Origin of the sequence: Micromonospora sp. M61, assembly GCF_018070245.1 — a bacterium.
In the GTDB taxonomy this organism is placed as follows: Bacteria; Actinomycetota; Actinomycetes; order Mycobacteriales; family Micromonosporaceae; genus Micromonospora; species Micromonospora zamorensis.
This window is the reverse complement of sequence record NZ_JAGPYA010000001.1, coordinates 223,088-247,678: the sequence shown is the minus strand read 5'-3', so window position 1 is coordinate 247,678 and position 24,591 is coordinate 223,088. Positions and strand designations below refer to the sequence as shown.

Annotated in this window: 25 protein-coding genes; 11 read left to right on the top strand and 14 right to left on the bottom strand. The window is 72.7% G+C overall.

Going from position 1 to position 24,591, the window contains the following annotated elements; all coding sequences use genetic code 11:
- Positions 1-1,137, top strand: a 1,137-nt coding sequence (dacB, locus tag KBX34_RS01160; protein WP_210922756.1) for a D-alanyl-D-alanine carboxypeptidase/D-alanyl-D-alanine-endopeptidase, incomplete at its 5' end; no start/stop codon positions are given.
- A gap of 45 nt (positions 1,138-1,182) precedes the next feature.
- Here the strand turns inward: dacB and KBX34_RS01155 are convergent.
- The 3 genes from KBX34_RS01155 to KBX34_RS01145 all read right to left on the bottom strand — a co-directional run bounded on the left by KBX34_RS01155 (position 1,183) and on the right by KBX34_RS01145 (position 3,371).
- On the bottom strand, positions 1,183-1,512 hold the full coding sequence (locus KBX34_RS01155; protein ID WP_172861950.1) for a hypothetical protein: 330 nt from the start codon (positions 1,510-1,512) through the stop codon (positions 1,183-1,185).
- Positions 1,513-1,625: 113 nt separating this feature from the next.
- The gene (locus tag KBX34_RS01150) at positions 1,626-2,561 is read right to left on the bottom strand and encodes a hypothetical protein (protein WP_247671287.1); all 936 of its coding nucleotides are present in this window, start codon (positions 2,559-2,561) and stop codon (positions 1,626-1,628) included.
- Positions 2,562-2,777: 216 nt separating this feature from the next.
- Positions 2,778-3,371, bottom strand: coding sequence for a pentapeptide repeat-containing protein (locus KBX34_RS01145; RefSeq protein WP_210794587.1), 594 nt, complete (start codon positions 3,369-3,371; stop codon positions 2,778-2,780).
- Between the two features lie 98 nt (positions 3,372-3,469).
- Between KBX34_RS01145 and KBX34_RS01140 the strand changes: the two genes are divergently transcribed.
- A complete protein-coding gene (locus KBX34_RS01140) occupies positions 3,470-4,702 on the top strand; it encodes a serine hydrolase (protein WP_210794589.1) in 1,233 nt (410 codons plus the stop codon).
- A 359-nt stretch (positions 4,703-5,061) separates the two neighbouring features.
- Here KBX34_RS01140 and KBX34_RS01135 read toward each other — a convergent pair whose 3' ends face one another.
- Complete coding sequence (locus tag KBX34_RS01135) at positions 5,062-5,526, bottom strand: PPOX class F420-dependent oxidoreductase (RefSeq protein ID WP_099850879.1); 465 nt, start codon at positions 5,524-5,526, stop codon at positions 5,062-5,064.
- A 42-nt stretch (positions 5,527-5,568) separates the two neighbouring features.
- Positions 5,569-6,207, bottom strand: a complete 639-nt coding sequence (locus KBX34_RS01130) for a DUF6642 family protein (protein WP_088951490.1) — start codon at positions 6,205-6,207, stop codon at positions 5,569-5,571.
- A gap of 304 nt (positions 6,208-6,511) precedes the next feature.
- On the opposite strand from KBX34_RS01130, the gene KBX34_RS01125 reads away from it, so the two are divergent.
- The gene (locus tag KBX34_RS01125; protein ID WP_210922752.1) at positions 6,512-7,285 is read left to right on the top strand and encodes a D-Ala-D-Ala carboxypeptidase family metallohydrolase; all 774 of its coding nucleotides are present in this window, start codon (positions 6,512-6,514) and stop codon (positions 7,283-7,285) included.
- Between the two features lie 67 nt (positions 7,286-7,352).
- On the opposite strand, the gene KBX34_RS01120 is transcribed toward KBX34_RS01125, so the two are convergent.
- The 4 genes from KBX34_RS01120 to KBX34_RS01105 all read right to left on the bottom strand — a co-directional run bounded on the left by KBX34_RS01120 (position 7,353) and on the right by KBX34_RS01105 (position 11,468).
- Positions 7,353-7,784, bottom strand: a complete 432-nt coding sequence (locus KBX34_RS01120) for a hypothetical protein (RefSeq protein WP_247671285.1) — start codon at positions 7,782-7,784, stop codon at positions 7,353-7,355.
- A 145-nt stretch (positions 7,785-7,929) separates the two neighbouring features.
- The gene (locus KBX34_RS01115) at positions 7,930-9,249 is read right to left on the bottom strand and encodes a DUF234 domain-containing protein (protein ID WP_330464132.1); all 1,320 of its coding nucleotides are present in this window, start codon (positions 9,247-9,249) and stop codon (positions 7,930-7,932) included.
- Between the two features lie 201 nt (positions 9,250-9,450).
- Entirely contained in the window at positions 9,451-10,233 is a 783-nt protein-coding gene (locus KBX34_RS01110; RefSeq protein WP_210922776.1) for a response regulator transcription factor, read from the bottom strand.
- Positions 10,212-11,468: a sensor histidine kinase gene (locus KBX34_RS01105; protein WP_210922746.1), complete on the bottom strand. Its 1,257-nt coding sequence runs from the start codon at positions 11,466-11,468 to the stop codon at positions 10,212-10,214. The genes KBX34_RS01110 and KBX34_RS01105 overlap by 22 nt, the downstream gene beginning before the upstream one ends.
- 132 nt (positions 11,469-11,600) lie before the next feature.
- Here KBX34_RS01105 and KBX34_RS01100 point away from each other — a divergent pair, with 132 nt between their 5' ends.
- From KBX34_RS01100 to KBX34_RS01085, 4 genes are read left to right on the top strand one after another with little or no spacing between them, the layout of a single operon-like run.
- Positions 11,601-12,497, top strand: a complete 897-nt coding sequence (locus tag KBX34_RS01100; protein ID WP_210922744.1) for an ABC transporter ATP-binding protein — start codon at positions 11,601-11,603, stop codon at positions 12,495-12,497.
- The gene (locus tag KBX34_RS01095) at positions 12,494-13,288 is read left to right on the top strand and encodes an ABC transporter permease (protein WP_210922742.1); all 795 of its coding nucleotides are present in this window, start codon (positions 12,494-12,496) and stop codon (positions 13,286-13,288) included. The genes KBX34_RS01100 and KBX34_RS01095 overlap by 4 nt, the downstream gene beginning before the upstream one ends.
- A gap of 2 nt (positions 13,289-13,290) precedes the next feature.
- Positions 13,291-14,040: a hypothetical protein gene (locus KBX34_RS01090; RefSeq protein WP_210922740.1), complete on the top strand. Its 750-nt coding sequence runs from the start codon at positions 13,291-13,293 to the stop codon at positions 14,038-14,040.
- Positions 14,041-14,072: 32 nt separating this feature from the next.
- Positions 14,073-14,636, top strand: a complete 564-nt coding sequence (locus tag KBX34_RS01085) for a heme-binding protein (RefSeq protein WP_210794600.1) — start codon at positions 14,073-14,075, stop codon at positions 14,634-14,636.
- Between the two features lies 1 nt (position 14,637).
- On the opposite strand, the gene KBX34_RS01080 is transcribed toward KBX34_RS01085, so the two are convergent.
- The 3 genes from KBX34_RS01080 to KBX34_RS01070 are packed head-to-tail and all read right to left on the bottom strand — an operon-like array spanning position 14,638 to position 18,860.
- Positions 14,638-15,639, bottom strand: a complete 1,002-nt coding sequence (locus tag KBX34_RS01080) for a hypothetical protein (protein WP_210922738.1) — start codon at positions 15,637-15,639, stop codon at positions 14,638-14,640.
- 48 nt (positions 15,640-15,687) lie between these two features.
- Positions 15,688-18,102, bottom strand: a complete 2,415-nt coding sequence (locus KBX34_RS01075) for an ABC transporter permease (protein ID WP_307871297.1) — start codon at positions 18,100-18,102, stop codon at positions 15,688-15,690.
- Positions 18,096-18,860: an ABC transporter ATP-binding protein gene (locus KBX34_RS01070; RefSeq protein ID WP_210922736.1), complete on the bottom strand. Its 765-nt coding sequence runs from the start codon at positions 18,858-18,860 to the stop codon at positions 18,096-18,098. The genes KBX34_RS01075 and KBX34_RS01070 overlap by 7 nt, the downstream gene beginning before the upstream one ends.
- Positions 18,861-19,029: 169 nt before the next feature.
- Between KBX34_RS01070 and KBX34_RS01065 the strand changes: the two genes are divergently transcribed.
- From KBX34_RS01065 to KBX34_RS01055, 3 genes are read left to right on the top strand one after another with little or no spacing between them, the layout of a single operon-like run.
- Entirely contained in the window at positions 19,030-20,187 is a 1,158-nt protein-coding gene (locus tag KBX34_RS01065) for a sensor histidine kinase (RefSeq protein ID WP_307871296.1), read from the top strand.
- On the top strand, positions 20,184-20,852 hold the full coding sequence (locus KBX34_RS01060) for a response regulator transcription factor (RefSeq protein WP_099850861.1): 669 nt from the start codon (positions 20,184-20,186) through the stop codon (positions 20,850-20,852). Before KBX34_RS01065 ends, KBX34_RS01060 begins: the two co-directional genes overlap by 4 nt.
- Positions 20,853-20,881: 29 nt before the next feature.
- On the top strand, positions 20,882-21,421 hold the full coding sequence (locus KBX34_RS01055; RefSeq protein ID WP_099850859.1) for a DUF1697 domain-containing protein: 540 nt from the start codon (positions 20,882-20,884) through the stop codon (positions 21,419-21,421).
- A 42-nt stretch (positions 21,422-21,463) separates the two neighbouring features.
- Here the strand turns inward: KBX34_RS01055 and KBX34_RS01050 are convergent, their stop codons facing one another.
- Positions 21,464-22,441, bottom strand: coding sequence for an MBL fold metallo-hydrolase (locus KBX34_RS01050; RefSeq protein ID WP_210922732.1), 978 nt, complete (start codon positions 22,439-22,441; stop codon positions 21,464-21,466).
- 154 nt (positions 22,442-22,595) lie between these two features.
- Positions 22,596-23,510, bottom strand: coding sequence for a serine hydrolase (locus KBX34_RS01045; RefSeq protein ID WP_210922730.1), 915 nt, complete (start codon positions 23,508-23,510; stop codon positions 22,596-22,598).
- 51 nt (positions 23,511-23,561) lie between these two features.
- On the opposite strand from KBX34_RS01045, the gene KBX34_RS01040 reads away from it, so the two are divergent.
- A complete protein-coding gene (locus KBX34_RS01040) occupies positions 23,562-24,527 on the top strand; it encodes a LysR family transcriptional regulator (protein WP_210922728.1) in 966 nt (321 codons plus the stop codon).
- Positions 24,528-24,591: the final 64 nt, after the last annotated feature.

Here is a 24,591-nt window from a genome sequence, read left to right as displayed (position 1 = left end):
CGGGTGGTCGCCGGCAACCTGATCGCCGACGACACCCGCTACGACCGCACCCGGCTCGGCCCCGACTGGACCTGGGACGACGAGCCCTACTACTACGCCGCCCAGGTCTCCGCGCTGACCGTGGCCCCGGACACCGACTACGACGCCGGCACCGTGATCGTGCAGGCCGCCCCGGCCGGTCGGGCCGGCGCCCCGCCGGTGGTCAGCACCACCCCGGCCACCGGCTACATCCGCGTCGACAACCGGGCCGAGACGGTCGCCGAGGGCGAGACCTCGATCTCGATCGAACGCGAACACGGCGGCAACACCATCGTGGTGACCGGCCAGATCGCCGTCGGTGACGAGCCTGCCAGCGACTGGGTGACCGTCTGGGAGCCCGCCGGCTACGCGGCCGACGTGTTCCGCTCGGCGTTGCACCGGCACGGTGTGCGGGTGCTCGGCCGGACCGTGCTCGGCCAGCCCACACCGGAGACGGCCCACCCAGTGGCCCGGCACGACTCGATGAGCCTGGGCGAGCTGATGACGCCGTTCCTCAAGCTCTCCAACAACGGGCACGCCGAGGTGCTGACCAAGGAGATCGGCCGGGTGCTGTCCGGCGAGGGCACCTGGGCGGCCGGGTTGACCGCGATCAGCGAGTACGTCGCCGACACCGGAATGGACACCGGTCGGCTGCGTCAGCGCGACGGCTCGGGGCTGTCCCGGCGCAACCTGGTGCCGGCTACGGAGTTCGTCGACCTGCTGGCCGCTGTGCGCGCCGAACCGTGGTTCCAGACCTGGTACGCGGCCCTGCCGATCGCCGGGCAACCCGAGCGGTTCGTCGGCGGCACCCTGCGCAGCCGGATGGCCGGCACCGCGGCGGCGGGCAACGTGCACGCCAAGACGGGGAGCCTGACCGGTGTCTCCGGACTCTCCGGCTATGTCACCAGCGCCGACGGCCGCCTGTTGGCGTTCTCCATCCTGCTGAACAACTACCTGACGGCGTCGGTCAAGTCGTTGGAGGATCAGATCGCCGTGGCCCTGGCCGGGTTCCGCGAGGATGCCGCGACGGCGGCGCGGATGGCACCGCCAGCGGTGCCGGAGACGCCGCGGACCCCGGAGGGCGTCGAGTGCTCCTGGGTCAAGCCGATCACCTGTTGAGCTGTGGCCGGGAGGCACTGGTGTGCCTCCCGGCCGGGCGCGCGCTCAGGCCGGTCGGTCCGGTGGGGGGACCACCGCCGTCGGGTCGCCACGCTCGATGAGCGCGTCGATCTCGGCGGCCCGCAGCCCGCGCAGCGCCAGCACCCGGGTGCCCCAGCGGTGCAGGCGGCACGGGTGCGGGCTGGCATCGTTGCGGCAGACCACTCCCCCGGACCACCGCCGGGGGGCGTGCACCACCACCGCCCGCACCGCGAACTGGGTGTCCTCGCCCGTCACGTACGGCGGCAGGGGGATGTCGCGGAGCACCTCCCCGGACGCTTCACCGGCACCGGACGAAGCGGCGCCACGGACGCGGTGGGCGGTGCTACTGCTCATCTCCGCTGCCTCCACACTGGATGGTCGGGTGGGAACAGCAGAAAGTTACGACCATATCGACGGTCCGCGACGGACAAACTGTCCCGCTGTGCCATCGCGCAGCGGTCGGCTGGTCAGCGCACCGCCACGGCCTGGAGGCCGACGTTGCCGCAGTGTGAGGTGAAGACCTTCTCGACGGTCCAGGTCAGGAGCAGTTTGGCACCCTTCGGCACCGTGAACCGGACGGTGAACTGAGCGCTCTTACCGGTGTACGGGTCCTCCAGCACGGCGGTCCTGACAGGTCCGCCGGTGGACAGTCGCGCGTCCAGGCGCCCCCGGGCCATCCACGTGCCGGCATAGAGCTGGACCGTGCGCGACTCACCGCTGCCAGCGACGGCCAGGCGGAAACCGTTGCCGGCGCCGCAGGTGTAGACGCCGTTGGAGCTGTCGCTCGCCGACCGCTGGGACGAGCCGTCGGACCAGCGGACGTGCTCCTGGTTGCCGTCCCAGCCGACCCGCCTGCCGGCACCGCCCTCGTCGGCGATCTCCCCGGAGCCGGCGCGCTTGCGGACCGTCGAGGTGCCGCCGCGCTCCCCCCAGTGCATCCAGTCCCGGGCGCCCACGGCGGTGAGGTCGACCTCGGCGGGCATCTCTGCCTGGGTGACCGACAGCGCCGACGCCTCGGGCGATGGCGGCGGTGGGGCCGGTGCGCTGGCCGACGGTGTCGGCTCGGGCGAGGGTGGACGCTGGCGCGGACGCAGGCCCGGCATCGCCGGCCCCGCCTCACCGGTGCGCCCGTCGGTGGCCGGGAGACCGGGGGAACGGGCGGCGCCCGCTGTCACATCGCCGGAGCGACCACCCTGGCCGTCGCCGGGCTCCGGGTCCGACCGGCTGCCGAGGTAGGCAACCAGCACCACCAGACACGCGAGTACGGCCGCACCCTCCACCGCCCAACGTCGCCGCCGCCGGACACGGGCGACACGGCGGAGCACGGCGAGGGTCTGCCCGAAGGTGCCGGCGCCCGAGCGGTGCTTCGGCGGCGCGTCCCCGGCACCCGGATCCGCCCGCATGCGGTCTTCGTCCGACACCGACCCCTCCAACTCCACCACCCGGCCGCCGTCGACCGCCGCGCGTCATACCGTCCACTGTGGGCCGTTTCGCGTTCGTACCGGCGTGGACGACACGCTAGATCCGGACTGCCTGACGTGTCCAGCCCGCAACCGGACGCTGCCGGACAACCCGCCCGCGCGAACCGGCACTTCGGCAGGCCACGAGCGCCGCTCGCGTCAGCCGATCCGGAAGCCGAGGAGTTGCGCGATGACCACGGCCTGCCCGACGTCGATGACGGCACCGGCCCGCTCGACGGCCGTCGGGTCGAGCGCGGTGAGATCGCTGCCGCGCAGGTCGGCGCCGCCCAGCTTGACGTTGAGCAGCTGCGCGCCGGACAGATCGACGCCAGCCACGGTGGCCCCGGTGAGATTGGCCCGGGTCAGGTCCACCTCGCGCATCCGCACCCCGGTCAGCCGAACACCCCGCAGGTCGGCGCCGGGCAGGGTGACGAAGGACCAGTCACCGCCGTCGACGGTCAACGGTCGCAGGTCGCACTCGAAGAAGGTGCTGCCGACCAGCTTGCAGCCGGTGAACTCGGCCTCGAAGAAGTTGCACCGCCGGAACACGCAACGGGTGAAGGCCGAGTCGACGTGCCGGGACGCGTTGAACCGCACGTTGCCGAACGTGCACCCGGTGAAGACCGCTCCACGGCTCACCGCCTCGGTCAGGTCCACGTCGAAGAACTCACAACCCACGAAGTGTCGGTCGGTCAGCTCCTCGCCATACCAGTCCTCGTTACGGTAGGTCACGTCCTCGGTCAGCTCCGGCATCTGGCCAGGCTAGTAGCCAGCAACGACAGCCGCGCAGCCGACGTGGCACGCTGTGACCCCCTTCCGGTACGGGCGAACCGGCGAGTAGGTTCGGCGACGTGAGTGTGGCTCGGAGCAAGGACCCGGATCAGATCGGTTTCGACCCGGCGCGGTTGGCGCGGATCGACGAGCACTTCGGCCGGTACGTCGACGACGGCCGGCTGGCCGGCTGGCAGGTGGTGGTCACCCGTCGCGGCGAGGTGGCGCACTCCTCGACGTACGGGCTGCGGGACCGGGAGTCGGGCGCACCGGTCGCGGCCGACACGCTCTGGCGGATCTACTCGATGACCAAGCCGGTCACTTCGGTCGCGGCGATGATGCTGTGGGAGGAGGGCCGGTTCGAGCTGACCGACGAGATCAGCCGCTGGCTTCCGGAGTTCGCCGACCTACGGGTCTACTCCAAGGGATCGGTGCTGAAGCCGTACACCGTGCCGGCGACCGAGCCGATCCGGGTCTGGCACCTGCTCACCCACACCGCCGGCCTGACGTACGGCTTCATGCAGACGTCGGTGGTCGACGGGCTCTACCGGGCCGCCGGCTACGACCTGTACCCGCCGGCGGACGTCGACCTGGCCGGCGCCTGCGCGGTCTTCGGGAAGCTGCCGCTGCTGTTCCAGCCCGGTTCGGCCTGGGGCTACTCGGTCGCCACCGACGTGCTCGGTCGGCTCGTCGAGGTGATCTCCGGGCAGAGCCTCGACGCATTCTTCGCCGACCGGATCTTCGGGCCGCTGGGCATGACCGACACCCGCTGGTGGGTGGAGGGCGAGGAGGCGGACCGCCTGGCCGCGCTCTACGTCCCGGACCCGCGCAGCGGGCGGGCCGTCCGCTACGACAGCCTCGGCTCGCTCGCGTTCAACAAGCCGGCCCTGCTGTCCGGCGGCGGTGGCCTGATCTCCAGCGCCGCCGACTACCACCGCTTCACCCAGATGTTGCTGCGCGGCGGCGAGCTGGACGGGGTTCGGCTGCTCGGGCCGCGCACGGTGCGGTTCATGACCCGCAACCACCTGCCCGGCGGGCAGGACCTGGGCACCCTGTCCACCGGCGGCTTCGCGGAGTCGACCCTGGACGGGATCGGCTTCGGCCTGGGCTTCGCGGTGACCGACGACCCGATCCCCAGCCGGGTGCCAAGCAGCGTCGGCGAGTACTACTGGGGTGGAGTGGCCAGCACCGCGTTCTGGGTGGACCCGACCGAGGAGATCACCGCGCTGCTGTTCACGCAGCTGATGCCGTCGAGCACCTACCCGCTGCGCTCCCAGCTGCGCCAACTCGTCTACGCCGCGCTGCTCGACTGAGGCGGCACGACCGCCGCGCCGCTCGGCGCTGACCTCCGCGGACCCGGCGGCAGCGACGCCGGGAGGTCAGGCCGCCGACCCGACCCGTGTGTCGCCGCCGCTGTAGAGCTGCCCCAGATGTGGGGCACGCGGCGGCAGCTGTCCCGGCAAGCGCGCCGCACCCCGAGCACGCCGCACCCCAAGCACGCCGCACCTCGAGCGCGGCCAGCGACCTGCCGCCGCCGGCCGCCCCATATCCGGGGCAGCTCTACAGCACGGCGGCCCCACCCATGACCTCCGCCTCGGGTGTCCGCGGTCGTCGGTGGTCGAGGTGGTCGTGGCGGTCGGGCGCCGCGCTGGCCTACCGAGCGCGATCGACCTCAGTCGGCGAGGCGGGCGGGAAAGCCACCGGTGGCGATCGGGCCCCAGGCGTCGATGGTGACCCGGATCAGCGACTTGCCCTGGCGCACCATCGCCGCCCGGTAGTCGTCCCAGTCCGGGTGTTCGCCGGAGATGCTGCGGAAGTATTCGACAAGCGGCTCCAGCGCCTCGGGCAGGTCGAGCACCTCGGCGGTGCCGTCGATCTGCACCCAGGGGCCGTTCCAGTCGTCGCTGAGCACGCACGCCGAGACCCGCGGATCGCGGCGGATGTTGGTCACCTTGGCCCGCTCGGGGTAGGTCGAGACGACGAGCCTCCCCTGCCCGTCGATCCCCGCCGAGACCGGGGAGGACTGCGGGCGACCGTCGGCCCGGGTGGTCATCAGCAGGACGCGGTGTCGCGGCCGGAGGAAGTCGAGCAGGCTGTCCCGGTCGACCCGGGTGTTCCGTGCGATGCTGCGCGCCATTCCTCGTTCCTACCAGGGTGCGGGCGGGTCGGCGGCAGCGGGTCAGCGGGGCCGGGCCGTGGAGCGGTGCACCGCCTGGGTGGGCACCCGGGGGCGGCTGGACGGGCGCCAGGCCCGGCCGTTGGCGTAGATCACCCGAAAGCCGAGGTACGACGCCAGCGGCGCCCAGTGGGCCGAACCCATTCGCAGCTCGGCGGCATTGTGCCGCTGGCCGTTCGCGAGCACGTCGAGGAGGACGGTTTCGAAAGCCGCCGATTCGACCCAGTCGACTTCTCGGGTGAAACCGCAGATCAGAGCGGCTCCGGTGACCTCAAGGAACTCGCGCAGCACCGCGTCGGAGGCCCGCAGGACGGAGCAACTGCCGAAATAGAGTCGCCGTCCCTCGGCCCGGCCGGCCATCAGGTCGGCCACCTCGTTCAACTCCACGGACTGCCAGTCGGTGAGGCACAACCGGCTCGGTTCGCCGTGCATGGCGAAGAAGCCGACCCGGTGGTCCGCGTACTGCTTGAGCAGCCAACGGTCCAGGAAGTAGAACAACTCGTCGCGGGTGGCCGCGTCCTTGTGGATGAAACGGATCTTGCCGAGCCGCTCCAGCAGCTCAAGGGTGGGCAGCACGGAGCCCCGCTCGTTGAGGTCGCGGTGCCACTGACCCTCGACACAGAAGACGCCACCGCGTGCCACGTGCACCTCCGCCAGTCCGCAGCCCGAGGCTGACGTTACCGGCCGCCAGCAGCCAGGGAACATCACCCTCGGTGTGGCAGATTGCGACGTTCGGTGCGCTTGATCCCGCAAGAGCCGATCGGCGATCAATGGTTGTTTCGCAAATCAGCCTAATTCCCAGCCAATACCCAGGGACCGCAGATTGTGAGGACGATTCTCGTTAATCGCCTCCAACCACACCGATCAGTGTCAAGGTGGAGATCGCGGGACTTCTCGGTCGATGTCCCGTGGCCACCCCATTCGCTCTCCTATCGGGAGGACTTCTGTGCGCGTAAACACCTTGAAGCGTGCTGCCATCGCATTCGCCCTGGCGTTGCCCGGGGCAGCGATCGCTGCGGTGGTCGCCGCGCCAGCGGCGTATGCGGACGGCTGCTACACGTGGAACCGCACCCTGGCCCAGGGGCGCTCCGGCGACGACGTCCGACAGCTGCAGATCCGGGTCGCCGGCTGGGCCGGCAACCGGAACATCGTGGAGAACGACGGCCGCTACGGACCGAAGACGGCCGCCGCGGTCAAGCGGTTCCAACAGGCGTACGGGCTGCGCGCCGACGGCGTCGCCGGCCCGCAGACCTACGCGAAGCTGTACCAGCTCCAGGACAACGACTGCACACCCGCGCACTTCAGCTTCAACGAACTCGACAACGGGTGCGGCGGAAGTGGCTGGAGCGGCGGTCCGCTGTCGGCGGCCCAGACCAAGCAGAACGCGCTGCGCACCATGTGGAAGCTGGAGGCGCTGCGCAAGAGCCTCGGCGACAAGCCGCTCAACGTGTCCAGCGGATACCGCAGCCGCGCCTGCAACAACCAGGTCGGCGGCGCGTCGGACAGCCAGCACCTGTACGGCAACGCGGCCGACGTCACCTCACGGACGTCGTCGCTGTGCCAGGTCGCCCGCGGCGCCCGTAACAACGGCTTCAGCGGGATCTACGGGCCGGGTTACCCGGACCACGACGACCACGTGCACGTCGACTCGCGTCGGGAGAACAACAGGGACAACAGCTCGAACACGACGAACTGGTCCGCGCCGGACTGCGGGATCTGAGCCGGCGACGACCGACTCATCTGTTGGGCGCGACGTCGGCCCGGGTCGGGTGGGCGGAGGGGTGCGCTCAGCTCGCCCGGGGCCAGCGCGGCGCGGTGACGGGGGGAGTCACCGGCCGGCCAGCAGCGGTGGGCCGTAGACCCGGTGGGACGACCCGCGCGGCCTGCTGCCGCGCCGGCAACCCACCGGTACGCCCGGCCGGCGCCTGGTAGCCGGTCGTCGCCGGCCGGCTACCGGCGGGACGTGCGGGAGACGGCCCGTTCGCCGTGAACGGGAACGGTACGTGCACGAACGGATTTCCGTGCCGGATCAACGCCTCGATCTGGCGCTCGTTGAGCCCGTGTGTCTCCAACACCCGTCGCCCCCAGCGGTGCAGGCGGCACGGGTACGAGGCGCCGTCGTTGCGGCACAGCGGCCCGGTGGGCCACTCCTCGGCGGTGTGCACGACCACCGCCCGCACCGCAAGCCGGACATCTTCCGGGGTCAGCGATGCCGGCATCGGCACCTCACCCAGTACCTGATCGATGGGATCCGTCGACTGCTCACCAACTCGCACGGCAGGCCTCCCGCAGTTCGGCAGCGGTACGGCGGACCCACCGCACCGACATCCTCGGCCATGGGTACGGCCGGCACCGGACGAAAGTTCAATTCTGGTACGCGGTAAGCAGATCCTCCGGCGACAGCACTCGGATCCCCTCGACGACGGTGCCGCTGCGCGATACGGCAACGGCCGGCACCGCGTCGTCGGCACCGGGCAGCCGGGACCGATGCAGCAGCAGCCGACCCAGGTCATGCGCGTCGAAGGGCCGGCTCTCCTGCCATTTGATCGAACCGACGAAACTGATGCGCTGAGCGACGGGCCCCCGGTCGGCGCCAACCAGGTCGATCTCCGGGTCGTTGGTCCGGGTCCAGTAGCTGCCGATCACCGCTGCCTCCGCCGGCAGGTGGTCGCCGCTCAGCCGGCGCAGCGCCTCTCGGACGACAGGTTCAATGGCCCGTCCCCGCCAGGACGCCCACGACCGGACGATCCGATCCAGGGTCAGGTCACCTCGCCCGCGCTCGATCTCGGACAGGTGAGGTCCCAGGAATGACAGCCAGAAGCGCAGGTACGGGTCGGCCACCGCATAGCGGGTTTCCCGCGACGGCTTGGTCGACAGCGGAACGGCGACCTCCACGGCCCGCTTCTGGGCCAGCAGGCGCAGGGCGCGGTTCAGGGACGCCTGTGGAAGATCCCCCGCGGCGCGGGAGATCAGCGAGAAGGTCCGCTCACCGCTGCCGATGGCCCGCAGCACCAGCCCTGCCTGGGACTGGGGCGGAAACTCCGCCGCCAGCGCTCGCTCGCCGCTGACCAGCAGGGCGGAGGTCGGATCCCGTACCGCCTCGCTCAGATAGTCGTGGACGGATGCGCCGTTCGGCCACTCGTCGAGGATCAGCGGCAGACCGCCGGACACCAGGTAGGCGTCGAACGCGTCAGCGGCGGACAGGTCGAGCATGTCGCGGACGTCGGCTGGGCTCAGCGGCGGAATGACCATCTCGGTGGCTCGCTGGTGGAACGGCCGGCCGTAGTCGTTCAGGGCCTCCATCATCGCCAGATCCGAGCCGACGCAGATCAGCAGGACGGGCCGCCGGGACAACTCGCGATCGAAGACCTTCTGCAACGTTCCCTCGAAGCCCGGGTCACTCGCGATGAGGTACGGCATTTCGTCCAGGACGACGACGCTCGGTCGGTCGGACGGCAGCGCGGCGGCGAGCAGGGTCAGAGCGGCGTCCCACGTCTGCGGTTGCTGCTCACGAAGGATCTGTGCCCCCGGCAGCGTCGAGGCGGCCGCCGTTTCCACGAAGAGTGCGAGGTCGGCTGCGACGGTCGGCTGCGCGGAGGCGGTGAAGAAGAGATGCGGCACGTCGGCCCGCTCGACGAACTCCTCCACCAGTCGGGACTTGCCTACCCGTCGGCGACCGCGCATGAGAAGGGCCCGCCCAGGCCGACCAGCACGACCACCTCGTTGCACCCGAGAAAGCATGCCGCCGAGGAGGTGGAGTTCACGGTCCCGTCCGACAAAGCCATCCACGATCACTCCTGAGACAACCAACAATGGAACAACCAAAAATGAGTGTAACCTCATCCGTGTTGGTATGCCTGGCCATCTGGCCCAGCGAACGGCTCGTCAGACCAGGCCGGCGTCGTGCACGAGCAGGGCCACCTGGACCCGGTTGTTGAGATCGAGCCGGGTCAGCAGCCGGGAGACGTACGCCTTCACCGTCGCCACGCTCATGAACAGCTCCCCCGCGATCTCCGCATTGGTGTGCCCGCGGCCCAGGGCGACCGCCACCTGCCGCTCCCGCTCACTGAGCCCGGTGAGCAACCGCAGCGCCCGCTCCCGCCGCGGGTCGGGGCCGGCCGGGCCGGGGGTGGCGGCGGTCACGTGGGCGATCAGTGTCCGGGTCACCGTCGGGGACAGGGTCGCCTCACCGGCCGCCACCCGGCGCACGGCGTGCACGATCTCCGCCGGCGGGGTGTCCTTGAGGAGGAAGCCGGCCGCCCCGGCGCGCAACGCCCGCAGCACCTGTTCGTCGGCGTCGAAGGTGGTCAGCACCAGCACCTCCGGCGGGTGTGGCTGGGCACGCAGGGCCTCGGTGGCGGTCAGCCCGTCCACCCGGGGCATCCGGATGTCCATCAGCACCACGTCCGGGGCGTACGCGGCGACGGCGGCGGGGACCTCACCGCCATCGGCGGCCTCGCCCACCACGGTCAGGTCTGGCAGACCGCCGAGGATCATCGAGAGCCCGGCCCGGACCAGCGCGTCGTCGTCCACGATCAGCACGCGCACCGGCGACACTGCCGACTGCGGCACCGCAGCACCGGAAGGGCCGGCCACGCCGGAGGCGTTGGCGGCGCCGGAAGGGCCGGCCACGCCGGAAGGGCCGGTCACGACGGCCACGGCAGCCAGGCGGCCAGCCGGAAGTCGCCTGCGTCGTCGCGACCGTAGGCGAGCCGGCCACCGGCGAGGGTGACCCGTTCGCTGATGCCGACCAGGCCGGTGCCGGCGCCGGGCAGAGCGTCGCCGGCCGGTGCGCCGACCGGCCAGCGGTTGCCGATCGCCACGGTCAGGCCGCTGCCCGGGCCGCCCGCGACGTCCACGGTGACCGCCGCGCCGGCCGCGTGCTTGCGGGCGTTGGTCAGCCCCTCCTGCACGATCCGGTACGCGGCCCGGCCCAGCGCCGCCGGCACCTCCCCCGGGCTGGCGACGCTGTCGCTGACGTTGACGCGCACCCCGGCTGCCCGCGATTCGGCGATCAGGGCTGGCAGGTCGGCGAGTGTGGGTTGCGGCGGCTCCGGGGAGTCGCCGTCGTCGCTCTCGGCCCGGAGCACCCCGATCACCTCCCGCAGATCCTGAAGGGCGGCGTGGGCGCTGCCCCGGATCACCCCGGCGGCCCGGGCCACCTCGTCCGCGGGAGCGTCCGGCCGGAACTCCAGCGCCCCGGCGTGCAGGCTGAGCAGCGAGATCCGGTGGGCCAGCACGTCGTGCATCTCCCGGGCGATCCGGGTGCGTTCGAGGTGGCGGGCCTGGGCGACCCGGAGCTGCTGCTCGGCTTCGGCCCGCTCGGCCCGATCCCGCAGCGACACGATCAACTGCCGTCGGGCCCGGACGAACATCCCCCAGGCCAGCACGGTGAGAGTGATCACCACACCCCAGGCGACGGTGGCCCAGTAGGGCATGACCGGATCCGGACGAGTCCAGCTGTAGACCAGGTTGGTGATGAGACCGACGCCGGTCACCGCCACCGAGACTGCGGTCCGCCGGTGCACCACCACGGTGAAGTAGAAGATCAACAGCGGGATGGAGGCGGCCATCGAGAACAGGTTCAACGGCAGGGTCGCCACCATCAACCCGAGCGGCCACCGCCTCCGCAGCCAGAGCAGCCCGCAGCAGACCAGCCCGATCAGCGCGTCCACGCCGACCATCCAGTCGTGCGGCAGCGCGACCGCCGTCTCCGGGTTGGGCGACAGGGCGTCCGCCGTGGCGTACAGCACCCAGAGCAGGCTGATCAGGAAGGCCAGGGTGTCGACCGCCCAGTCCCGGGTGGTCCGCCGGGGCCGGCGGGTCGCCGTCTCCGGGCTGGTCGCGCCGGCCAGCGCCCCGGGCAGCAGCCAGGGGTGTTCCGGCACGGCGAGGCTGGTCACGGCACCATGCTAGGCAGCCGAAGGGCACCACGACCAGCTACCAAAGTCGAGACCCGCCGGTCGACCAAGGTCGGTACGGCATCGACCGGCGGCCGCAGCGGATGGCCGGGCGGCGCGGGCAGGCTCGACCACATGATCACCGTGGAGAACCTCACCAAGCGATACGGGCCACACCCGGCGGTGGACGACGTCTCGTTCCACTGCGAGCCGGGGACCGTCACCGGCTTCCTCGGCCCCAACGGCGCCGGCAAGTCGACCACCATGCGCATGATCTGCGGGCTAACCGCGCCGACCGCCGGCCGCGCCACCGTCTCCGGGCACCCCTACCGGGAGCTGCCCAACCCGGGGCGCGAGGTCGGGGTGCTGCTGGACGCCTCCGCTCAGCACGCCGGGCGGACCGGCCGCGAGGCGTTGACGCTGTCCGCGTACACCATGGGTTTGGACCGGCGCGAGGTCGCCGCGAAGCTCGACCTGGTCGGGTTGAACGCGGTGGCCGCGAAGCGCCGCGTCCGGGCGTACTCGTTGGGCATGCGCCAGCGCCTGGGCCTGGCGCATGCGCTGCTCGGTGACCCCCGGGTGCTGATCCTCGACGAGCCGGCGAACGGCCTGGACCCGGAGGGGATCTTCTGGATGCGCGGCCTGCTGCGCGACTTCGCCGACCGGGGCGGCACGGTGCTGCTCTCCTCCCACCTGCTGCGCGAGGTGGAGGCGGTCGCGGACCGGCTGGTGGTGATCGGGGGTGGCCGGATCGTGGCCCAGGGCAACAAGAACGAGCTGCTGGCCGGCGGCGGCACTGTGGTCCGGGCCCGCGACGGCGCGGCGTTGCGCCAGGCGCTGGAGGTGGCCGGGCTGAGCGCCGCCGACAGCTCGGAAGGACTGCTCGTGCAGGCCGACGCCGAGGCGGTCGGCCAGGCCGCCGCCGATGCCGGCGTCGCGCTGGCCGAGCTGCGCCCCGCCAGCGGCGGTGGCCTCGAACAACTCTTCCTCACCCTGACCGCCGGCGAATCCACCAAGGAGGCCGTCCGATGACCACCACCGCGCCCGCCGCGAGCGCCGTCGCGCCCCAGCAGCACAATCCGGTACGCCGACCGTCGCTGCTCCGGCTCACCGTCGTGGAGCTGCGCAAACTCGTCGACACCCGGGCCGGCCGCTGGCTGCTGATCACCATCGGCCTGATCGCCGCAGTGGTCGTCACCCTCCAGTTGATCTACGCGGACGACGCCGACCAGACGTTCTCCAACTTCTTCGTCCCCTCGCTGCTGCCGGTGGGGGTGCTGTTGCCCGTGCTCGGCATCCTCTCGATCACCAGCGAGTGGTCGCAACGGACCGCCCTCACCACGTACGCCCTGGTGCCCCGCCGGGAGCGGGTGGTGACCGCCAAGCTGGTCGCGGTCATGGTGGCGGCACTCGCTTCGGTGCTGGCCAGCCTCGCCCTCGCCGCCATCGGGACGCTGGTGGCCTCCGCCATCGGCGGCGCCGGCACCTGGCAGCTCGACGGGTCGCTGATCGTGAACGCGGTGATCCTCCAGGTCACCAGCGTGCTGATGGGCGCCGCCTTCGGTCTGCTGCTGCTCAACCCGCCGGTGGCCATCGTCGGCTACTTCCTGCTGCCCACCATCTGGGGAGTGCTGGGCGAGATGGTCCGGCCCCTGCGCGGCCCCTCCGAATGGCTGGACACCAGCAAGACGATGGAACCGCTGTTCAGCAGTGACGCCCTCACCGGGGAGCAGTGGGGACGGATCGTGGTGTCCTTGCTGGTCTGGCTGGTCCTGCCGCTGGCCGCCGGGCTGTTCCGGACGCTCCGCCGCGAGGTGTCCTGACCATGGACATGGCCGGCTACCGACCACGCACCGTGGTCAGCGGCGGCCCGGTGGAGCTGGCGGTCATGTGGGGCGGCTTTCCGCTGCTCGGCGCGGGCGTGGGATGGCTCCTCGCGGCCACGACGGGTTGGCTCGCCCGGCTGCCCTGGGTGCCGTTCGGCGATCTGATCGAGTGGCTGGACCGGCTGCCCGAGCCGCAGGCCACCGCCGGCACGATCGCGGTGGGGGTCCTGGGCGGCCTGGTCCTCGCCGGGATCGGCACCGCCGAGCGGCTGATCGTCACCGTCGACCCGGCGCAGGTCCGGCTGCGCCGCTCCGACCAGGACCGGACCGTCGCACGGGTCGATGCCCGGGTCGTTTTCCTCACCGACGGGCATTTGGTGCTGCTCGACGCCGACGGCGCGGAACTCGTCCGGGAGCCGACGGACCTGCCAGCCAGCCAACTGGCTGCGGCCTTCCGGACGCACGGCTGGGGTTGGGCGGACGACGACCCGCACCGGTCGGCGTACCGGCTGTGGGTGCCCGACCTGCCCGGCCTGCCCGCCGGCGCGGACGCACTGCTGCGCGCGCGCGTTCGGGCGATCGAGCGGGACCGCCGCGACGACGCCCGGGAGCTGCGCCGGGAGCTGGGTCTGATCGGTGTGGTGCTGCGCGACGACAGCAAGCGGCAGTACTGGCGGCTGACCGCGCGAGCTGTCGCCCCGGGGCCGGAGCAGTCGACTTCGGCCGAGCGGGAGCCGGACGGGCGGTAGCGTCTGTCCCAGCAGACCCTGGGAGCCGCGCGATGACCGAACAGCAGCCGTACCGGGTGGTGTCCCGACACCCCGGCTTCGAGCTGCGTCGGTACCCGGCCCACCTGGTGGCCGAGATGCAGATCCAGGCGTCGTTCACCAGGGCGCCGATCGAGGCGTTCCGGCCGCTGGCCGCGTACCTCGCGGGTGCCAACCGGGCTCGGCACCCGATCGGGTCGAACACGCCGGCGACGTCCGCGTCCGACGGCTCGGAGAAGATCGCCATGACGGTGCCGATGGTGCAGGTGGAGGGTGAGTGGCCGGGCGCGTACCTGCTCCAGTTCGTGATGCCGGCCACCTTCACCGCCGCCACAGTGCCCGAGCCGGTGGACGCCCGGGTGCGGATCCGCGAGATTCCGGCGCAACTGGCCGCGGCCATGCGCTTCTCCGGCCGGTGGACGGAGCAGGCGTTCAGCCAGCGGGCAACCATGCTCGGCCGGTCGGTCACCGCCGCCGGGCTGCAACCCACGGGCGCGATCCGGTACGCACGCTTCGACCCGCCGTGGAAACCGTGGTTCCTGCGCCGCAACGAGGTCGTGCTGCCGGTCGTCGAGTGAGCTACCGGCGGTCGATGACCGCCGGCCGGGCCAGCAGCAGGGCCATCGCGAGCCCGGAGAGCAGCCCGCACAGCGAGACCAGCAGGTCGGAGTCGGCCGCGTTGATCGGGCTGTTGCCGGCCAGCTCGGTGAACGTCGCCCCGATCGGCAGCAGGATCATCATGGAGATCGCGGTGGCCAGCAGGAATGCCACCGGACCCAGCAACGCGGCGAGGGCGGCCAGCGCGTGGTGCCGCCAGATCGGCCGACCGCCCGGCCAGTCCCAGGCCAGCAGGGTGACGCCGGTGAGCAGCACCGCACCGAGGGCCGCCTCCGGCAGGAGTCGCGTGCCGGGCCCGACGGCCCGGACCAGCGCGACGCCGACCAACGCCGCCACGGCGAGGCCGGCAGCCAGCCCGACGCGGGCCCGGCTACGAGCCGGGGCCGCCGCCAACGCTGCACCGACGGCCAGGACGACCAGCAGCGCCGCCGTGGCCAGGGCGCCCTGGTTCAGCTCCGGCTCCCGGTCGGTCGGTGACTCGATGCCGGCCGCCACGAGCGTCAACACCCCAGCCACACAGGCCGCGCCGGTCAGCGTCCTCCGCTCGACGGCTGACGGCGCCTCACCGCCCTGGGCTGACGGCACGGCGCGCTCCCGCCACCACAACGTCCCCGCGAGCGCACCGAGCACGGCGCAACCGCCGACGGCGAGCAGCACCGTCGCCCGGACACCGATCGGGTCGACCCGGTCGATCGCCACGTCGGCGGCGACCCAGCAACCGCCGAGCAGCACCGCCGACCGACTCCACCGCAGGTGCCCCCGGCCGGCCAGCACCAGTCCGACGGCCACCGCCATGATCGCCATGAACCGCAGGTCGCGGGCCCAGTAGGCGTTGTTGCCCGGCAGCCTCTCCGACCACGGGCCGATCGGCTCGGTCAGCGGTTGCAGCACTGTCACGCCGTACGCCCAGAGCACCACGGCGGCGGCGGAGAGCAGCAGCCCGACCGGACGCGCGAATCGCATCCTTGGACGGTAGCGGCCCGGCCGCTTCCTCGGGGGGCGGGGACGCGGTCATCCGGCGACCCCGACCGAGGACCGCGCGGGGCGGTGTCGCAGCGACCGCCACGTCGGCAGCACGCTCGCCAGCGCCGCGAGCAGCAGGCACAGCCCCACCACCCCGGCGACCACCGACCACGGCACCACCAGGTCGACGGGGGCACCGACCTGCTCGGCGAGGCCGGCGCGGATGCTGAGCAGACCGACGAAGGCGACAGCCCCACCGAGCAGCGCACCGATCAGCACCACCAGTGCGGATTCGGCAGTGACCAGCCAGACGACCTGTCGCCGGGTCGCACCGGCCATCCGGATCAGCCGTAGATCCGCGGCCCGGCCGGCGGCGGCCAGCAGCAGCGTGTTCGCCACCGCGATGGCACCGTAGCCGGCCGACACACCGATCAGCAGCAGCGTGAAGAGCCAGACGAGTCGGTCCTCGGCGGCGTCCGCCTCGGCCGCCCAGGTGGCGACGTCGACGATCCGCGCGCCGACCGGAGGAGCGATCCGGTCCCGGATGTACACAGTGGACGTCAACGCCGACGGGTCGTGCGTACGCACCACCGCCCTGGGCACGAGCAGGTCCCCGGGGAGCGAGGCGTCGGTGACCACGGCGACGACGCGCAACGACACCAGCGTCCCGTCGGCGAAGACCACCGCATACGGCTCGGACGGCCGCAGGTTCGCCGAGGCGGTCACCACCACGGTGTCGTCACCACGCAGGTCGTCGAGCGAGCCGGCGACGACGGTGAGCGCACGGTTCGCGGCGGCGAAGCCGGCCGGGTCCACACCCAGCGCGGTCAGCGGCCGGTCCGCCGGCGCTGTTCCGGGATCGGTGCGGAAGACAGTGGTCGGCAGGAGGGCGGTGCCACCGGTCGCGGCGACGGCCTGGTCCGACAGACCGGGCGCCCGGTCGGGCAGCACGATCCAGCCGACGTTCACGTTGTCCGCCCGTCCTGCCGCGTAGGCGGCGGTGGTGGTCCGCACCATCCCGGACACCAGCACCGCGAAGGCGACGGTGAGCAGCACCGGGGCGGCAGTGGACGCGGTCCGCCGCGTCGCGGTCAACGCCCCGCCCCGGACCAGCATCCCGATCGCGCCACCACGTCGCCGCACCGGAGACCGCAGCAGTCGCACCACCGGCCCGACCACCGCCGGGGAGAGCACTGTTGCGCCGGCCACCAGCGCCATCACCGCGTACAGGGCGTACTGCCCAGCGACGCGGGCCTCGTCGGCTGTCGCCGTCCCGACGCAGAGGGCGACGCCCACCGCGACGAGCAGCGCGCCGGTGGCGACGCGCAGCCGCCCGATCGGTCGCTGCTCCACCGCCGCCTCGCGCAACGCCTCCAACGGTCGAACCCGCGCCGCCCGCCGGGAGGCCGACCAGACGGCCAACAGCGAAATCACCGGACCGGCGACGAGCGAGAGCGCCACCGGCCAGGGCTCGTACGTGACCCGGAAGGTCGATGGTTCAAAGCCGGCGTCGACGAGAAGCCAACCGAGCGGCGGCGCGAGCCCTCCGCCGACCAGCAGGCCGACGATCCCACCCGAGGCGCCGACGACGAGCGCCTCGCCGTACACCATGCGACGGACCTGTCGCCCGGTAGCGCCGACGGCGCGCAGCAGGCCCAGCTCACGGCGGCGTTGCGCGATGGTGAACGCGAAGGTGGAGGCGACCACGAACACCGTGACGAAGCCAGCGAGGGCCGCCGTGGCGGTGAGCACCTGCATGCCGATCCAGCGGGTGCGGGCGTCGTTGCGCGGCTCCAGCGCGCCACGCGCGTCTCCGGTGAGCACCCGTCCGTCGGTGCCGACGATTCCGCGAGCCGCCGTGGCGACCCACTCGGGGTCGGCGTCCGCCGTGAGCACCAGCCCGATGGCCCGGACGCCGGGTGCGAGCGTCGCGGCGACCTCGTCCGCGACATGGACGCCGGGCCCGTCGACCAGACCGGTGACCGTGTACGACTCCGCACCCACAGCCGTCAGCAGGGTGACCGGCGCGCCGGTGCGCAGCCCGAGCGCGCGGCCGACGACCACCTCGCCGGGCCTGCGCGGCGGCTCGCCGGCCGTGAGGCGCAGTCCACCGAGCTGGGCGCTGGACCAACCGTGCCCGTCGTGGGTGTCGCTGCCCGCGGGTCGACCGTCGATGAGCGGCTGGGCATAGAAGGTCCGGTCCGGCACCGCCGCCGCGACACCGGGCAGGGCGGCCAGCCGGCCGACGAGTCCCGCCGTCGCGGTGGCGGACCAGGGCCGGGTCGGCATGAACGAGTCGGCCGACGCGCCCGCTTCGGGGCTCTGCACCACGACCGCCGCCCGCGCGAGCCGGTCCGGCACCTGTGGGCGCCCGGAGGCGAGGAGCAGGGTGGCCGCCGCGACCAGCGTGACCCCGATGGCCACGGCCACGAACGCGCTGACCGACCGCCGGATGCTCACCACGACGGCCCCGCGGCCGTCTCCGCAGGAGCCGTCTCCCGTTCGGCGATCCGGGCGGCGACCACCGCCGCCGTGATCCCGCCCTCCAGCTCGTCGACGACGCGGCCGTCGGCGAGCAGCAGGACCCGATCGGCGTACGCGGCGGCGGCAGGATCGTGGGTCACCATCACGACGGTCTGCCCGTGGTCGTCGACGAGCCCACGGAGCAGTCGGAGCACCTGTCGGGACGCCGCGCTGTCCAGCGCCCCGGTCGGCTCGTCGGCGAAGACCACAGCCGGGCGGGTGATCAACGCGCGGGCCACGGCGACGCGCTGCTGCTCGCCGCCGGACAGCTCACTCGGCCGGTGTCCGGCCCGGTCGGCCAACCCGACAGCGTCGAGCGCGGCGACGACGTCCCGAGCCGGCGGGCGGCGGCCGGCCAGGCGCAACGGCAACTCGACGTTCTGCGCGGCGGTCAGCGTGGACACCAGATTGAACGCCTGGAACACGAACCCGATCCGGTCACGCCGCAGCCGGGTCAACTCGTCCTCGCCGAGGTCGTCGAGGCGGGTCCCGTCGATCGTGACGGTCCCCTCGGTCGGGCTGTCCAGCCCCGCCGCGCAGTGCAGCAGGGTGGACTTCCCCGAGCCCGAGGGGCCCATCACCGCCGTAAAGGTGCCGCTCGCGAAGCTGGTCGTCACACCGTCGAGCGCCGCCACCCGCCGGGTCCCGGTGCCGTACACCGCGCGCAGCCCCGTCAGGGTCACCGTGTCTGTGGTCATGACCGCCACGGTGCCCGGTGCGCGGGGTGCCGCGCGTCGTGCCGGCGCGGGCACTTTCCAGCCCTCCCCCGGGTGGAGGCGAGGGCCCGGAACCGCCGGTACGTCGTCCTGCGGGATGACCGCCCGTGGGTGGACGCGGCCGACCCGGCTGGCCGCTACCGTCTGGCAGGTGACCGCTCCCCTGCTGACCCGGCGGCTGCGACCGGTGGACCTGTACATCGTGGACGCCGTGCTGGCCGTGGCGGTCGGTGGGCTGCTCTGCCCGTACGCGGCGCTGGAGTCGCCGCTGCACGGTGGCGTACGCGAGCCGCTCTGGGTGTCAGTGCTCGTCGGGATGGTCCTCGGGCTGCCGTTGGCCGTCCGGCGACGGTGGCCGATCCCCGTCGCCGTCGTGATCAGCGGCAGCACCGCCGCAACCCTGGTCACCGGCGTGATCCCCAACTTCGCCGCTGCCGCGCCGGCGGTTGCCATCGGGCTGTCCTTCTACACGGTGGCCGTGTCGACGACCACCCGCCGCTCGCTGCTCAGTGCCGCCGGTTGTCTCGCCCTGGTGAGCGTCGCGCTGGTGCTGACCGCTGGCGATCTGTGGTCACGCACCGGTGCCGTCGTCTACGCCACCGTCATGATCGCGCCCGCCTGGGTGATCGGCTGGCTGCTCCGGGAACGACGCGCCCTCGCCAGCCGGCAGAGTGACCAACTGGTCCGTCAGGCCGCCACCGAGGAACGACTGCGGGTGGCCCGTGAGCTGCACGACGTGGTGGCGCACACGCTGAGCCTCATCGTGGTGAAGGCGGCCGTCGCCAACCACGTCGCCGAGGCCGACCCACGGGAGGCGGGGGCCGCCCTGCGGGTGATCGAGGAGACCGGCCGCACCGCGCTCACCGACGTCCGTCGGGTGCTCGGCGTCCTGCGGGAGGGCACCCCGTACGCGCCGACGCCCGGGCTGGACGAGTTGCCCGTGCTCGCCCAGCAGGCGGCGATCGGCGGTGTCGACGTCCGGCTCGACGTCCGGCGGGAGGAACCGGCCGGCGCGGTCCCGGAGTCGGTGGGCCTCGCTGTGTACCGGATCGTGCAGGAGGCGGTGACCAACGTGGTGAAGCACGCGGCGCCGGCCGCCTGCCGGGCTACGGTGACCGTCACCCCCGACGAGGTGCGGGTGGAGGTGACCGACGACGGTCGGCGTCCGGTGCTGATCGGCGGGGAGGGGCACGGGTTGATCGGCATGCGGGAACGGGTCGCGTTGCACGGTGGGGAGTTCCGGGCCGGACCACGCTCCGATGGCGGCTTCGCGGTGACGGCCAGCCTGCCCTACCGGGTGGCCACGTGATCCGGGTGCTGATCGCCGACGACCAGGCGCTGCTGCGCGGCAGCTTCCGGCTGCTGGTGGATCTCGCCGGAGACTGCACGACTGTCGGCGAGGCGGGCACCGGTGTGGAAGCCGTCGCGTTGACCGAACGGTACCGTCCGGACGTGGTGCTGATGGACATCCGGATGCCGGAGATGGACGGCATCGAGGCGACCCGGCGGATCTGCGCCGACCCGGCGACGGCCGGCACCCGGGTCATCATCCTGACCACGTTCGACCTGGACGAGTACGTCTACGGGGCGTTGCGCGCCGGCGCCAGCGGCTTCCTGCTCAAGGACACCCCACCGGCGGACCTGCTGACCGGGATCCGGGTGGTCGCCGCCGGTGAGGGGCTGCTCGCGCCGACGGTGACCCGCCGGCTGATCGACGAGTTCGCCCGGCAGCCGGAGCCGACCCGGCCGCTGCCCCGGCAGCTCGACGGGGTGACCGAGCGGGAACGGGAGGTGCTCGCGCTGATCGCCCGGGGCCTGTCCAACGCGGAGCTGGCCACGCACCTCAACCTCAGCCAGGCCACCGTCAAGACGCACGTCGGGCGGCTGCTGACCAAGCTGGCCGTACGCGACCGGGCGCAACTGGTCATCGTCGCGTACGAAACGGGACTGGTGGGGCCGGGCGGCCTACGCTGAGCCGGTCGGCCGCGAACCCAGGAGGAGCCATGACCCGGTACGTCGCCCTGCTGCGCGGGGTCAACGTCGGCACCACCCGGCTGGCGATGGCCGACCTGCGTCGGATCGTCGCCGACCTCGGGCACGAGGACGTCAAGACGTACCTGCAGAGCGGCAACGTGGCCTTCGGCAGCACCGTGCGCGACGCGGAGAAGCTGGCCGCCGGGATCGAGCGGGCCCTCGCCGACGAGCTGGCGTTGACGGTGCCGGTGCTGGTGCGCAGTGGCCGGGAGCTGGCGGCGGTGGCCGGCGGCAACCCGTACGCCGACCGGGAGGACGACCCGACGAGGCTGCTGGTGGCCTTCCTCGCCACCCCGCCGAAGAAGTCCACGGTGGACGCGCTGACCGTGCCCGGTGGGGAGAACGTGTCGTTCACGGTGACCGGCCGGGAGGTCTTCCTGCACTTCGTGGACGGCGGTTACGGGCGGTCGAAGTTCACCAACGCGTACCTGGAGAAGAAGCTCGGCGTGGTGTCGACCAGCCGCAACTGGAAGTCGGTTCGGGCCCTGGCGGAGATGACCGCCGCCTGACCAGGGTGGGGGCCGCGGCTCGGCGACCCCCACCGACGCTGCTCAGAAGTGGTACGCGGTCTCGTACTCGGGCACCAGCACCCGGCTGCGCGGCGAGATCCGGCGGACGGCCGCGATCATGTCGTTCAACCGGGTGCGGTCGGTCGGGGCGACCGGCGGCGGGTTCTGAAGCGCCGTCTCGAAGTTGTCGAAGTGCACCGGCACCACGACCTTCGGATAGTCGAGGCCGGCCAGCAGACGCGGCAGGTAGTCGCCGGTGGTGGTGGCGTTCTGCAGGGCCACCATCGCCACGTCGGGCGACAGGCCGGTGAGGTTCCGCTCGGCGACGTCGCTGGCGCCGGTGAAGTACACCGACGGCCCGCCGTCGACCCGCAGCAGGTAGCCCAGCGTGTCGCCCTCCGGCAGGTCCGCGATGGTCGCCGGCTGCGCGGGCTGGCTCACCCGCACCCCCGGAAAGGCCAGGGAGTACGACGGGTTGCGGCTGTGCAGCGAGCCGACGACCTCGACGGTGTGGTCCCCGAAGTCCAGCACCTCCCCACCCTTGACCGGGCTGAGCTGCGTCGACGGCACCCCGTAGGCCAACCCCAGGTGGTACGCGGTCAGCGTGCCGAACACCCGCGCGCCGGTGCGCTTGGCGATGTGCGGCACGTCCATGAAGTGGTCCCAGTGGGTGTGCGTGACCAGCACCGTCGTGGCCTTCTCGACGCGCGGGTCGATCGCGTCGGCGCGCACTGTCAACGGGGTGTCGGTCCTGAACGCGCCGGTGAACAGCCCGGTGTCGATCCGGCTGAGGAACGGGTCGACGAGAACGGTGCGGTCGGCGATGTCGACGCGCCAGCCGGCCGTACCCCACCAGCGGAAGCTGACCGCGCCCCTGTGCCGGGCGGTGGGGGTGGGTGCGGCGGCCGGCGTCGCGGCGTGGGCCGGGGTGGCGGCGCCGGCGGCGAGCCCACCGGTGGTCACCAGGGCGGTGGTGGCGGCGGTGTCGCGCAGGAAACGTCGGCGGTCGAGACTGGGCATGCGGTTCCACTCCCCGTGGTCGGGCGGTTGGTCGACCACGAGCCAACCAGCGCCACCGGGCTCCGGTCCAAGATCGAAGACGACCGACTCCGATACGCCAGCGGATATCGGTCCAGCTCAGGGGCCACGCGCCGAGGCTGCGGCGGGTGCGAAATCAGTCGCCGCGCAGCGCCTCGACGGCCGTCCGGGCGGCCTCCCCCATCGCCAGGTCCACGTCGATCCGCCGCGAGGCCAACCGGTCGGCACGGGCGAAGACGGCGATCGCATACCGGCCGCCGTCGGGATATTCGGCAACCCCGGCCTCCAGGTGCAGACCGGGCAGGGTGCCGGTCTTTCCGGAGACCCGGACGCCCGGCGGGAACCCGGCGGCCAGCCGGGTCCAGAAGATCTGCCGGGCCATCCAGGTGCGGACCATCGCGCAGGCGGCAGGCGGCCCGGCCTCGTCCCGCCAGATCAGGGTGAGCAACCGGGTGATCTCCCGGGCGGTGCTGGAGGTGGTGTGCTCGGGGTCGAAGACCCGCATCGCCCGAACCCGTTCCTCCGGCAACGTGGGGAAGATCCGGGCGAACTCCGCCTCCGTGCGTGCGCCCACGTCGGCGAGCATCAACTCGACCAGGTCCCGAGGGCCGCCGAGGACGCGGGTACGGCTCAGCCCCAGCTCGGCGGCGAGCATCGGCAGCAGGTCCGGACCGACGCGGCGCAGCAGCAGGTCGGCGGCGGTGTTGTCGGTGACCGACATGGCGAAGTACGCGAGGTCGCGCAGCGACACCTCGGCGTCGTCGGTGCAGCCGGCCAGACCCCACCCACCGAGCCGGTCGTCGGCGGTGACCAGGACCCGTTCGGTCGGGTCCAGTTGACCGGCCTCGACCTGCCGGGCGAACTCCAGCACCAGCAGGACCTTGAAGATCGAGGCGATCACCACCTGGTCGTCGGCCCGCACCCCGATCTCCGGAACGTCGTCGGCGGTGCCGCCGGGGGTCGGGTCGGTGGCGTCCACGTCCACCACGTGCAGGCTGGCTGTCACCCCCACGGCGGCGAAGATGGCCTCGATGCGCTCGCTGACGTCCACGCCAGCACGGTATCCAGCGGCCCTACGCCAGCGCTGGCGTAGGGTCCGGCCGTGGATCTGCTCCGGCACCTGCGGCACTTCGTGGTGGTCGCGCACGAGCTGCACTTCGGGCGGGCCGCGGAGCTGCTCGGGATGGCCCAGCCGCCCCTGAGCCAGTCGATCCAGCGGCTGGAACGGGAGCTGACCGTCGAGTTGTTCGACCGGTCCCGCCGCCAGGTACGCCTCACCACCGCCGGTGAACTGCTGCTCGGCGAGGCGGAGGACCTGCTCGCGGGTGAGGGTCGGCTCCGCAACCTGATGGGGCAGGTCCGGGCCGGTGAGCTGGGCGTACTCCGGGCCGGCGTGCCACCGGAGACGCCCGCGGTGACGCTGCGCGCGCTGCTGGACGGGCTCACCACCCGGGCAGCCGGCCTGGACGTGGAGCTGCACGAGCTGACGACCGCCGAGCAGGTGCGGATGCTCGCCGAGCGGACCCTCGACGTGGGGCTCGTGCACCACCCGGTGTCGGCGGACGGGCTGCGCTTCGGCGCCCCGGTCGACGTACCCCTGGGGGTGTTGCTGCCCCGCACCTCGCCGCTGGCCCGCGACCGGGAGGTGGCGCTCGCGTCGCTGGCCGGTCTAGATCTGGTGGCCGCGCCCCGGGCTACCGCTCCCGGCTGGCACGACCACCTGCTGGCCGTGTGCCGACAGCAGGGTTGGCGCCCGGCCCGGGTGCGCCCCGCCCGCAACCCGGAGTTCCTCTTCGGCCTGGTGCTGGCCGGCGGCGGTGTGGCCGTGGAACCGGCGACGGTGGCGCGACGGGAACCCCGCGTCGCCTGGCGGCCGATCGCCGGCGCGCCGCTGGCCAAGCGGACGTCGGCGGCCTGGCCGGACCGGTCGGCGCACCCGGCGGCGTCGATGTTCGGGCAGCTCGCCGCCGAGGTGCTGGCCGACTCCGAGCCCGCGCCACCCGCGTCGGCCGGAACCGTGCCGCCGGCGGCACGGCCCTGGCCTGTGCTCTTCGACACGACCGGGTGAACCGTCCCGGCGTTGCGCTCGTCACCTCGGTTTGGGCGGTGCACCGACCGCCCACCCGGGTATG

Coding starts and splice junctions, on each gene's coding strand:
- KBX34_RS01150 (WP_247671287.1), bottom strand. CDS start 2,561: ATGCGGGCGGATCCGGGTGCCGGGGACGCGCCGCCGAAGCACCGCTCG.
- KBX34_RS01090 (WP_210922740.1), top strand. CDS start 13,291: ATGGACATGGCCGGCTACCGACCACGCACCGTGGTCAGCGGCGGCCCG.
- KBX34_RS01135 (WP_099850879.1), bottom strand. CDS start 5,526: ATGGCGCGCAGCATCGCACGGAACACCCGGGTCGACCGGGACAGCCTG.
- KBX34_RS01055 (WP_099850859.1), top strand. CDS start 20,882: ATGACCCGGTACGTCGCCCTGCTGCGCGGGGTCAACGTCGGCACCACC.
- KBX34_RS01115 (WP_330464132.1), bottom strand. CDS start 9,249: ATGCGCGGTCGCCGACGGGTAGGCAAGTCCCGACTGGTGGAGGAGTTC.
- KBX34_RS01080 (WP_210922738.1), bottom strand. CDS start 15,639: ATGCGATTCGCGCGTCCGGTCGGGCTGCTGCTCTCCGCCGCCGCCGTG.
- KBX34_RS01120 (WP_247671285.1), bottom strand. CDS start 7,784: ATGCCGGCATCGCTGACCCCGGAAGATGTCCGGCTTGCGGTGCGGGCG.
- KBX34_RS01050 (WP_210922732.1), bottom strand. CDS start 22,441: ATGCCCAGTCTCGACCGCCGACGTTTCCTGCGCGACACCGCCGCCACC.
- KBX34_RS01085 (WP_210794600.1), top strand. CDS start 14,073: ATGACCGAACAGCAGCCGTACCGGGTGGTGTCCCGACACCCCGGCTTC.
- KBX34_RS01095 (WP_210922742.1), top strand. CDS start 12,494: ATGACCACCACCGCGCCCGCCGCGAGCGCCGTCGCGCCCCAGCAGCAC.
- KBX34_RS01145 (WP_210794587.1), bottom strand. CDS start 3,371: ATGCCGGAGCTGACCGAGGACGTGACCTACCGTAACGAGGACTGGTAT.
- KBX34_RS01070 (WP_210922736.1), bottom strand. CDS start 18,860: ATGACCACAGACACGGTGACCCTGACGGGGCTGCGCGCGGTGTACGGC.
- KBX34_RS01100 (WP_210922744.1), top strand. CDS start 11,601: ATGATCACCGTGGAGAACCTCACCAAGCGATACGGGCCACACCCGGCG.
- KBX34_RS01155 (WP_172861950.1), bottom strand. CDS start 1,512: ATGAGCAGTAGCACCGCCCACCGCGTCCGTGGCGCCGCTTCGTCCGGT.